Origin of the sequence: Bradyrhizobium sp. YR681, assembly GCF_000282615.1 — a bacterium.
Classification (GTDB): Bacteria; Pseudomonadota; Alphaproteobacteria; order Rhizobiales; family Xanthobacteraceae; genus Bradyrhizobium.
Genome location: NZ_AKIY01000305.1, coordinates 1 through 7,772, shown reverse-complemented (window position 1 = coordinate 7,772; position 7,772 = coordinate 1). Strand labels below are relative to the sequence as shown.

The 7,772-nt window shown below is 65.9% G+C and carries 9 protein-coding genes and 1 pseudogene; 7 read left to right on the top strand and 3 right to left on the bottom strand.

Annotated elements, in window-relative coordinates; genetic code table 11:
* Positions 1 to 152: 152 nt before the first annotated feature.
* Positions 153 to 863 carry a DUF599 domain-containing protein gene (locus tag PMI42_RS33335; protein WP_008143301.1) on the bottom strand — a complete coding sequence of 237 codons (711 nt, stop codon included), beginning with the start codon at positions 861 to 863 and terminating at the stop codon, positions 153 to 155.
* A gap of 122 nt (positions 864 to 985) precedes the next feature.
* On the opposite strand from PMI42_RS33335, the gene PMI42_RS33330 reads away from it, so the two are divergent.
* The 5 genes from PMI42_RS33330 (at position 986) to PMI42_RS33310 (ending at position 4,135) form a co-directional block, all read left to right on the top strand.
* Positions 986 to 1,648, top strand: a complete 663-nt coding sequence (locus PMI42_RS33330) for a glutathione S-transferase family protein (protein WP_008143300.1) — start codon at positions 986 to 988, stop codon at positions 1,646 to 1,648.
* An 89-nt stretch (positions 1,649 to 1,737) separates the two neighbouring features.
* On the top strand, positions 1,738 to 2,106 hold the full coding sequence (locus tag PMI42_RS33325) for a YidB family protein (RefSeq protein WP_008143299.1): 369 nt from the start codon (positions 1,738 to 1,740) through the stop codon (positions 2,104 to 2,106).
* Positions 2,107 to 2,297: 191 nt separating this feature from the next.
* Positions 2,298 to 2,501: a hypothetical protein gene (locus PMI42_RS33320; protein WP_008143298.1), complete on the top strand. Its 204-nt coding sequence runs from the start codon at positions 2,298 to 2,300 to the stop codon at positions 2,499 to 2,501.
* Between the two features lie 155 nt (positions 2,502 to 2,656).
* Complete coding sequence (locus PMI42_RS33315; protein ID WP_008143297.1) at positions 2,657 to 3,652, top strand: hypothetical protein; 996 nt, start codon at positions 2,657 to 2,659, stop codon at positions 3,650 to 3,652.
* 42 nt (positions 3,653 to 3,694) lie between these two features.
* Positions 3,695 to 4,135: a DUF1489 family protein gene (locus PMI42_RS33310; RefSeq protein WP_008143295.1), complete on the top strand. Its 441-nt coding sequence runs from the start codon at positions 3,695 to 3,697 to the stop codon at positions 4,133 to 4,135.
* A 3-nt stretch (positions 4,136 to 4,138) separates the two neighbouring features.
* Here PMI42_RS33310 and PMI42_RS33305 read toward each other — a convergent pair whose 3' ends face one another.
* Together PMI42_RS33305 and panC are read right to left on the bottom strand one after the other, a co-directional pair.
* Positions 4,139 to 4,873 (bottom strand): hypothetical protein, encoded by a 735-nt coding sequence (locus PMI42_RS33305; RefSeq protein ID WP_008143294.1) that lies wholly within the window; start codon positions 4,871 to 4,873, stop codon positions 4,139 to 4,141.
* A gap of 94 nt (positions 4,874 to 4,967) precedes the next feature.
* Positions 4,968 to 5,819, bottom strand: a complete 852-nt coding sequence (gene panC / locus PMI42_RS33300) for a pantoate--beta-alanine ligase (RefSeq protein WP_008143293.1) — start codon at positions 5,817 to 5,819, stop codon at positions 4,968 to 4,970.
* A gap of 285 nt (positions 5,820 to 6,104) precedes the next feature.
* On the opposite strand from panC, the gene PMI42_RS33295 reads away from it, so the two are divergent.
* Together PMI42_RS33295 and PMI42_RS33290 are read left to right on the top strand one after the other, a co-directional pair.
* Positions 6,105 to 7,028: a division plane positioning ATPase MipZ gene (locus tag PMI42_RS33295; RefSeq protein WP_008143287.1), complete on the top strand. Its 924-nt coding sequence runs from the start codon at positions 6,105 to 6,107 to the stop codon at positions 7,026 to 7,028.
* 344 nt (positions 7,029 to 7,372) lie between these two features.
* Positions 7,373 to 7,772: pseudogene (locus PMI42_RS33290) on the top strand (alpha/beta hydrolase); the annotation flags it as partial.

Below are 7,772 nucleotides of genomic sequence, written 5' to 3'. Positions count from 1 at the left end.
GGGGGGGGGGGATCCAGTACTCCGAGACAGTTATGATTGAACCGAGAAGCCGCGGCGTACTGGATTCCCCGCCTTCGCGGGGAATGACACTGGTGCTTGGAGAACGAAGCTGTTGCCCCTTGCTCGCAAGGACGACGTGGAGAGAGTTGGGGTCAATGCCCGCGCTTCCGCATCCCCTCATCACCGTCCGGCGCCATCGCCGCCCAGGCGCTGGATGCGAACTGCCTGCGCCACGTCACGATCACCACCGCCGCCGTGGTCACGAACAGCACCCAGGGGCTGACGAACCAGCCGAGATAGCCGAGCGCGAAGAAGAAGGCGCGCTGGCCGCGGTTGAAATGGCGGCCGGCGGATTCGAACAGGCGCGTGGTGCGGATGACATGGGCTTCGGCCTGCGGCGTGTCGCGTTGCGAGGCCGGCGGCATGCCGCCGTAGAGGATCGCGACATAGTTGAACAAGCGATAGGCCCAGGCGAATTTGAAGAAGGCGTAGACGCAGATCAGCACGAGGCCGACGCATTTCAGCTCCCACATCGCCGGCGAGGTGCTGAGGTCGATCGGCAGCTTGCTCAGGATCGTGATGGCGTCGTTGGTGGCGTGCAGCAGCGCCAGCGCGCCGCCGAGCGCGAACAGGCTGGTGGAGGCGAAGAAGGCGGTGCCGTTCTGGAGCGAGGCCATGATCTGCATGTCCACCATGCGAGCCTCGCGGTCGAGCAGGCGACGGACCCAGACCTCGCGATAGCGGTTCATGCGCGCCGACAGGCTGTCGCGGCCATAGGCCGAGTGTTCCAGAGTCAGGCCATAGACCAGCCATTCGAAGATGAAGAAGCCGACTGCGGTGATGTCGACCCAGTGCCTGCTCATATCGTTCTCCTCGCAGACGGCAACGATTGCCACGCATGCCCCATTGCGGCAACGATTGATTGGCGGCAGGGGATGGCGTTAAAAGCAGCCGCATCAGACGGACTTTCGGAAGGACCAGTGACATGGCTGCTCTCAAACTTGCCATCGGCAACAAGAACTATTCGTCATGGTCGATGCGGCCCTGGCTCGCGCTGCGTGCAAGCGACATCCCGTTCGTGGAGACCTTGATTCCGCTCTACACCGACAACCCCGCCGACAAGGAGCAGATCCTGTCCTTCAGCCGCGCCGGCAAGGTGCCGGTGCTGGTCGACGGCGGCGTCACGGTGTGGGATTCGCTCGCCATCATCGAATACATCGCCGAGCGTTATCCCGAGAAGAAGCTGTGGCCCGACGACGTCGCGGCCCGCGCTCATGCCCGTTCGGTCTGCGCCGAAATGCATTCGGGCTTCGTGCCCCTGCGCAGCGAATGCGGCATGAACCTGCACCGCCCGATCCGCGCCATTGCGCTGTCGGCCGATGCGAAAGCCAATGTCGCGCGCATCGAGGAGATCTGGCGCGAGTGCCGCGCGCGCTATGGCGCCAAGGGACCGTTCCTGTTCGGGCGTTTCGGCGCCGCCGACGCCATGTATGCGCCGGTCGTGCACCGCTTGCGCACCTACGCGATCGAGGTGGCGCCGGATACGAAAACCTACATGGAGACGATGATGGCGCTGCCGGCATTCCAGGAATGGACCCGCGAGGGGCTGGCCGAAACGCTTCTCATTGAAAAGTTCGAGGACGCCTGACCCGCGAATGTGATTGAGCGCGGCTTGACGGTGCGCCCGACGACGGCGCTCAATCACGGCGGAGCCAAGGCGTAGGAGAGGACACGGCCATGGGAATTCTGGATTCGCTGGAAAACAACCCCGCGCTCCGCAGCGCACTCGGCCAGCTCGGTGCCGCCGTGCTGCCGGCCGTGCTGAGCGAGGTGCTCGGCAGCAACAATCAGGGCGGCCTCAGCGCGATCGTCGCAAAGCTCCAGCAGGCGGGCCTCGGCGACCAGGTCAAATCCTGGCTCGGCCAGGGGCAGAACCTGCCGATCTCGGCCGACCAGCTTCGCGCCGTGCTCGGCAACGACACCGTCCGGCAGCTGGCTGCGCGCTACAATATCCCGGTCGACCAGCTCGGCCAGATTCTGGCCCAGGAGTTGCCCAAGGCCGTGGATCACGCGAGCCCCGACGGCAAGCTGCCGCATACCGCCTGAAGGGGGCGGTTCCGGCGGGGTTGCTGGGGGCCCCGATGTTCCCGTTATCACCCTGAAAAGACTTCAAAATTGGTGTGTTTGCCATGCTTGCATGAGGCTGGCCAAAAACGCCGCATGCGTGCTATACAGCAACCGGGTTTCCGGCCGGCCATCGCAGTGGGACCATGGGCGAGGCAGGCGTTGTTTGAGTAATGGAGAGGGTGTTGAAGCACAAATTCCCCGTTGGAACGCGCGTATTGTTCACAGCCAGCAACGTCGCGCGCCCCGCTGCCAGCGGCTCTTATGAGGTCATCCGGCTGCTGCCGACGGATGGCGACGATTGCCAGTACCGGATCAAGAGCTCGACCGAAGCCTTCGAACGGGTCGCCAAGGAAAGCCAGCTCGACCAGTCCTGACGGACCGCGGTGCTGCGCATTGACGTTGCGGACGAATTCACTCGCACGCCGTCAAAAGGCCCGCTTCACCTTCACAAGGTGAGCCGGGGGCAGTTGCCGGTACGCGGTGCTCGCTTTGACCATTCGCTCTCTGCTCGCGTGAGGGGACGTCGCGCATGAACTGGGCATGGGCCTCGTCGCTCGACCAAATCTGGCGTTCGCCGGCCTTTCCGATGTGGATGACGCTGGCGGCTGCCGGCTTCTTCGGATTGATTCTCCTGATCACGCTGCTGCGCGCCGAGAGATCGGTTGCCAACGGCGCACTGACCGTCATCACGCTGCTGGCCATGGCCATCGCGGGGGCTGCTACCGTGCGCGTCTATGGACCGGCGGGGCAGGTCGCTCCGAGCGAGGCGCGCGCGCAAGCCACGCTGACTGCGAGCCTGCCGGCGCTGTCCTGTCTCGACGACCTCGCCGGCGATGCCGTGGCCATTGGTTGCGAGAAAGCGCTGTTCGGCGCGCCCGACACCGCGGCTGCCGCCGTCGCCTACACCGCAACCCGGATCGACCGGCTGACCGCGCTCGGCGATGCCGCGACCGCCGAGAAGAGCCTGACGCTCGACATGAAGGTGCTGCGCAAGGCGCTGGAGCGTGATCGCTACGGCCTCGTCGCGCAGGTGCTGGTCGCCCGCGACGGCTGCACGCAGTTCGATTGCGCCGCGTTCCGCTCGCTGACCGATCAGCAGCAGGTCGCCGCCAATATGGATTCCCACCTCTACGACACGCTGGTCGCGCGCTACGCGCCGGGCTGGAACGCGCCCGGAGCGGCGCCGGCGGCGATGCCGCCGACAGGTCCGCTCGCCGGGCTGCCGCCGTCGATGCCGACGGGCAAGCCGACCAATGCGGACTTCCCGAGCGCCTCCTCGACGCCGCCGGTCAGCATCATGACTCCGGAACCGCCCACGGCGGCGACGCGCCAGGCGGCGCCCGCCGCGAACGCAGCGCCAGCGGCTCCGCGCGCGCCCGCCGCGACCTCGGCGCAGGCCGCAGCGCCCGCGGCCCCGGCCGCCAAAAAGCCGCCGGCGCCGAAGGCTGCGCGTGCGCCGGCAGCTGCGCCGGTTCCGCTGGCGCCGCCGCCGGCTTCGGCTCCCGCGGCTGCGGATAACGAATAGTTCGGCTTTGAAAACCCGCGGCCGGCCCGCTAATGCTGGGGCATGCCTCTCCATCTGATCAAGCTTGCCGTCGGCTGCGACTCCGTCAAGGAATTGAAGGAGTGGGTGGCCGAACGGATGCAGACCGCCAAGAAGAAGGGTCTGCCGCAACATCACATCCACATCACCCGCATGGTGCCCAAGCGCGACGCCGAGATCCTCGCCGGCGGGTCGCTCTATTGGGTCATCAAGGGCGAAGTCGCCGCGCGCGAGAAGATCATCGGCATCGAGCCGTTCCGCGACAAGGACGGCATCGGGCGCTGCCGGATCGTGATGCAGCCGAAGGTGATCTCGGTATCGCCGCGGCCGATGCGCCCCTTCCAGGGCTGGCGCTATCTCGCCGACGATTCCGTGCCGCCCGACCTCGGCAAGTCCGCCGCCGGCTCGATCGCGGCGATGCCGGAGCCGATGCGCCGCGAGCTGCGCGATCTCGGATTGCTGTAGCCGCTACTGCGAAGGCGTCACGATGTGAAGCCGCGCCCAGTCGGTTGACGGTATCACGACCGGACGGCCGCCTTCGCCGATGCCATCCACGATGTCGACGAGATCCGGGGCGATGCCCATCTCGTTCAGATATTTCCGGTGTTGCTCGCCGAAATACTCCGTGAGGCTCTCGCGCTGCTCGGCCGACACGTTGGGTGCGAGCCGGTTGCGGATGGAGCGGCCGCCAAGCACCACCTTCGTGCCTTGCGGCAGGCTGCGATGCACTCCGCCTGCCAGCGTGAGCACGCAGGCGAAATCGCAAATCAGATCCGACACCGACAACTTGGCATCAAGCGGTCCGCCCGGGCGCTTCAAGGTGAAGCAGTCGGCCTCCGGCTTCCCGGCGCAGGCCGAGACCTCGGTGGTCCCGGCCATGGCGTCGAGGCCGCGATCACGCAGGATGCGGCCGAGGCTGCTCGCGACCTTGAGATTGGACGTGCCCCAGCTATGGATCACGACAGGCAGCTTGCGTCCGGCCTGGCGGTCGAGGATCGCGATCAGCCGCTTGTAGCTGTCCCACTGCACAGCCCCTTCGGCCGCAATCCAGTCTGAACAGCCCGGCCCGCAGGCGTCGGCCGCGCCATGGGCGACGTAGAAGATCATGGCGTCGGGCGGCGAGCCGAACGTGCCGATCGGTGGCCGCTGCTGGGCCTGACCGGGGCCGGCGGCCAGTGCCAGCAAGCCGCTCACGATGATCATGCGGAAGGGTGACACGCGCCGCCGCCTTCGGGTCGGTTGTTCGCCACCCGATTATTCCCGGAGGCGAGCGCGCCTGCAAGTGCAACCCTGGAGGTCACACCGCGATATTGTCGATCAGCCGCGTCGTGCCGAGCTTGGCCGCGACCAGGATCCGCAACGGGCCGTCCTTGCGTGAGGCGACCGGTGCCAGCGTCTCGGCATGGCGGGCCTCGAAATAGTCGAGCGCAAAGCCGGCCGCCTCGATTGCCGCGGCGCCGCGTGCCATCGCGGGCGCGATGGCTTCGCCCGCCTTGATCCGCCCGGCGCTGTCCTTCATGGCGCGGTAGAGCACGGTGGCGGTCTGCCGCTCCTCCGCCGACAAGTAGACGTTGCGCGAGGACATCGCGAGCCCGTCGCGCTCGCGCACGGTGCGGGAGCCGATCACCTTGACGCCGAGGTCGAGGTCGCGCGCCATCTGCGAGACCACTCGCAGCTGCTGAAAGTCTTTCTCGCCGAAGATCGCAAAGTCCGGCCGGCACTGCGTGAACAGCTTGCCGACCACGGTGGCGACGCCGCCGAAGAAGTGCGGCCGGAAGCGGTCCTCGAGGCCGGCCAGCGCCGGGCCCTCCGGCACGATGCGGGTCGCAAAGCCCTCCGGATACATGGCCTCGACGCCGGGGTGCCAGACGATGTCGACGTCCTCGGCCGCGAGCTTGGCGATGTCGGATTTCCAGGTGCGCGGATAGGCGCCAAAGTCCTCGGTCGGGGCGAACTGGGTCGGATTGACGAAGATCGACACCACGACGCGGCTGGCGCGCCGCTTGGCGAGGCGCACCAGCGACACATGACCGTCATGGAGTGCTCCCATGGTCGGCACCAGCGCGATCGTTGCCTTTCGCTTGCGAAGATTGTCGACGGCGCGTCGCAGGGTGGGGACCGTGCGGGCGATCAAGGGGCTTCGTGACATCAGGGCTCGGCGAGGTTGGGATTGGGAGGAGGGCGCATCCCGGCGCCCGGCCGGCTAACCTTAACAAGCGTCGGTCGTGGACGCCATGCATCCGGATGCGGCACAGCATCCCGCGCGAAGCCGCGCACGATATCGCGAGTGTGTGGGCTGGATCACAGACGCATATCGACGCCGCGATTCATGATGAAGAACGGCGCAGTGCGAATTGCATTTACTGTCACGCATTTCACTTGACCGCAGACGCGGCCAACTCGAAGATATTCGTCAGGGGTGTTGAGGATCGCTATGCTTGTGCAGGCTAGCCAAGGCCAATCCGGCTCGGCGCATGTCGTCGTGCTCGGCAACGAGAAAGGCGGCTCCGGCAAGTCGACCACCGCCCTGCACATCGCGGTCGCGCTCCTGAAGGCGGGCCAGCGCGTCGCCACCATCGACCTCGACTGCCGCCAGCAGAGCTTCACCCACTACATCAACAACCGCGCCGCCTGGGCCCGCCGCACCAGGCTCGACCTCGAGCTGCCGGTGCACCGCTGCATCAAGCTCGGCGAGACCATGCAGATTGCCGAGAACGAGAACTCCGAGTTCCAGCAGTTCATGGAAGCGGTCTCGGCGGTCGAGAGCAGCTTTGACTTCATCGTGATCGATACGCCCGGCACCGACAGCTATCTGATGCGCCTCGCGCACTCGATGGCCGACACGCTGGTGACGCCGATCAACGACAGCTTCCTCGATTTCGATGTGCTCGGCACCGTCGATCCCACCAACTACGCGGTGACGGGCGAGAGCCATTACGCCGAGATGGTGCGGGATGTCAGGCGCAAGCGCCGCCAGCTCGACGGCTCCTCGACCGACTGGATCGTGGTGCGCAACCGCCTGTCGATGCTCGGCTCCCGCAACAAGCAGCTCGTCGCCGAGGGCCTGAAGGATTTGTCGCTGCGGCTCGGCTTCCGCTACGTCGACGGCTTCGCCGAGCGCGTCGTCTACCGCGAATTCTTCCCGCGCGGCCTGACCGCGCTGGACGAGATCGACGAGGCCACGCTCGGCATGCGGCCCAATCTCGGGCACCTGACCGCACGGGAGGAGGTGACGAGCCTGCTCCGCCAGCTCAAGCTGCCGCTCGACGAGCGCGGTCGCCGCCGTGCGGCAAATCGCGCCGAGTGGTTCAGCCAGGTCGACAAGCCGCTCGAGGTCCACGACATCCTCGGCGCCTGACGCGGCGGTATGCTGCTACTTCCGGTCGCTAGGAAAGCTCCGTTCCCGCGGAACTGAGCCCGCGCCCAACCGTTTTCATTCCACGTTTACCGCGAAATTGAACCCAATCGAGACCGGTGGCGTCGGATGGTGACCTGCACCCTGACGTAGCCGTATGAGAACCGGGTGCTCAAGAAACGTGTGCGGCGCACAATGAAAGGGCTGCCAGTTCACAATATTTAGCCTTCCTGTCACGCGGCTGTGACATATATTAGGGAATAGGCGACCAGGGGCCGAAGAGCTCCGGAAGAAACACGATTTTCAACAGGGGTTCAGGCCGGAAGTGCCTGAGGCTGAGGACGAAAATGAAGCGTGGAATTGCCGTTCTGGTTTCGGTCAGTGCCCTCTGCGGCATCGCCTATTTCACGGCGAGCAAGTGGGCGATCAGGCACGAGACCATCACCTTCTACGACGCCTCGCGCGACAACCGTCCCGTGCCTATCGACATCGCGATCCGTCGCGACAAGGAAATGCAGGCCAACGCCGGCATGATCACGATGCCGGTTGCCGTGATCAACCACGGCAACACCGTCAAGAACACCGAGTACGGCTTCCTCGCCAACGTCTTTGCTGCGCGCGGCTATCTCGTCGTCAGCCCGCAGCATGATCTGCCGACCGATCCTCCGATGGTGACCAAGCCCGGCGAGCTCTATGTCGGCCGGCTGCCGCAGATCCTGCGCGGCGTCGCCAACATTCATCTCGCCA

What these genes read in the sequence shown, in the direction of transcription:
- PMI42_RS33335 (WP_008143301.1), bottom strand. Translation starts at nt 863, where the DNA reads ATGAGCAGGCACTGGGTCGACATCACCGCAGTCGGCTTCTTCATCTTC.
- PMI42_RS33330 (WP_008143300.1), top strand. Translation starts at nt 986, where the DNA reads ATGGCTGCTCTCAAACTTGCCATCGGCAACAAGAACTATTCGTCATGG.
- PMI42_RS33325 (WP_008143299.1), top strand. Translation starts at nt 1,738, where the DNA reads ATGGGAATTCTGGATTCGCTGGAAAACAACCCCGCGCTCCGCAGCGCA.
- PMI42_RS33320 (WP_008143298.1), top strand. Translation starts at nt 2,298, where the DNA reads ATGGAGAGGGTGTTGAAGCACAAATTCCCCGTTGGAACGCGCGTATTG.
- PMI42_RS33315 (WP_008143297.1), top strand. Translation starts at nt 2,657, where the DNA reads ATGAACTGGGCATGGGCCTCGTCGCTCGACCAAATCTGGCGTTCGCCG.
- PMI42_RS33310 (WP_008143295.1), top strand. Translation starts at nt 3,695, where the DNA reads ATGCCTCTCCATCTGATCAAGCTTGCCGTCGGCTGCGACTCCGTCAAG.
- PMI42_RS33305 (WP_008143294.1), bottom strand. Translation starts at nt 4,873, where the DNA reads ATGATCATCGTGAGCGGCTTGCTGGCACTGGCCGCCGGCCCCGGTCAG.
- panC (WP_008143293.1), bottom strand. Translation starts at nt 5,819, where the DNA reads ATGTCACGAAGCCCCTTGATCGCCCGCACGGTCCCCACCCTGCGACGC.
- PMI42_RS33295 (WP_008143287.1), top strand. Translation starts at nt 6,105, where the DNA reads ATGCTTGTGCAGGCTAGCCAAGGCCAATCCGGCTCGGCGCATGTCGTC.